At 34.3% G+C, this 1,681-nt stretch carries 1 protein-coding gene; it reads left to right on the forward strand.

Translation table 11 applies throughout. The annotated features are described in order from the left end of the window. Positions 1 to 197 precede the first annotated feature (197 nt). Positions 198 to 1,681 (forward strand): SIR2 family NAD-dependent protein deacylase (locus KI369_RS25055; RefSeq protein WP_212957987.1); only part of this gene is annotated, 1,484 nt, incomplete at its 3' end.

Here is a 1,681-nt window from a genome sequence, read left to right on the forward strand (position 1 = left end):
AACTTGATAAGCACTACTGTGAAATCATTCAAAATTTACACCTCCAATTTATACATAGTTTTTCAATAAATTCTGGAGTTCATACATTGCAACGGGTATATTTACATAAAACTTTTTCATGTTCGAAATTTAGTCTAAATATTATAAAAATAACAAAAAAATGTTATAGTACATTTTTAGGTAAGGGGGAATCCGGGGTGTGGATTACTTCAGAAGTAGAAATTCCAGATGAGTTAATTGATCATCTTGAACAAGGAAAGTTAGTATTATTTGTTGGAGCGGGAGTTTCTATGAAAGGGAAATCAAACTTACCGAATTTTGATGATCTAGTTGATGAAATTGCAAAAAAGTTATATGTCGAAAAACGTGAAATAACAGAACCTCATGATTATTATCTTGGTAAAATTGCAAAAACAAAAGATGTACATCAAGTTGCAAGAGATTTAGTTCATACTGAAAAGTCAAAGCCGAACCCGCTTCATTATGCGATTCCGAGGTTATTTCCTTTGGATACAGAAGTCCGCATTGTAACGACAAATTTTGATCGACATTTTACAACTGCGATGAAAGAAATGAATAGAGAATTAAATGTATATTACGCACCTGCGTTACCTACAGGAAGAGCGTTTAAAGGGCTTGCTTACATACATGGCAATATAGAACAAGAGAAAGAAGCGTTAATTTTAACAGATGGTGATTTTGGAAGGGCTTACTTGACGGAAGGATGGGCAAGAAGGTTTTTAGTTGATTTATTCTCGAATTATACCGTTTTATTCGTTGGATATAGCCATAATGACCCAGTCATGAAATATTTAGCGACTGGTTTACCCCCAAGTACAAGGCGTTATGCCTTTGTTGCGCAAGGGGAAAATACGTACCATTGGGAGCATTTAGGGATACGGCCGATTGTATACCCGAATAAAGGTAATAATCATCAATCTCTCGTGAAAGCAGTGAAGCGATGGGCGGAATTAATGGGGGATAATTATATTACAAAACGAATGCGTATTCGTGACATAGTAACCGTTCCGCCGTCAGTAGAGCAGGAACAATTATCATACATAAAACAATCAATAAAAAAAATCGAAACAGTCCGTTACTTTGTTGAATTTGCTCATGATTATGAATGGGTGGAATGGCTTGAAGCAGAAGGGAAATTGCAAAATTTATTTTTAGTTACATTAACCTATAATGAGGTAGATGAACTACTTGCAGAATGGTTAGTGGAACAATTTCTATTTAGTCATCAAAAAGAATTATTTCAATTAATTTTTAATAATCATTCTAAACTATCTCCGTTACTATGGAGAACAATTTGTAGTTACTTAAACGGGGCGAAAATTGAGATGGACCCGTTGTTGTTTGCAAGATGGGTACTTCTTTTACTAGAAACAGCTGAAAAAGATAGTAAATCAATTGAAAAAATTTCTTACTTATTACAAAAATGTTCTTTCCCTGAGCATAAAGAGATTGCTTTATTGTTATTAACGTTTATTTTGGACGGAAAACTTAAATTAAAGCGGGAGAGGAAATGGGGAAATGATACGCAAGAATCAATAGAAATTGAGGAATCCAGTCGCTTACCAGTATCGATATTTTCGTATGTGGAGCAAATTTGGAATGATAAGATGAAACCGCATATTTCCTATTACGCCGTACCAATTATGATGATGGGCATAGA

It is taken from the genome of Bacillus sanguinis, assembly GCF_018332475.1.
Classification (GTDB): domain Bacteria; phylum Bacillota; class Bacilli; order Bacillales; family Bacillaceae_G; genus Bacillus_A; species Bacillus_A sanguinis.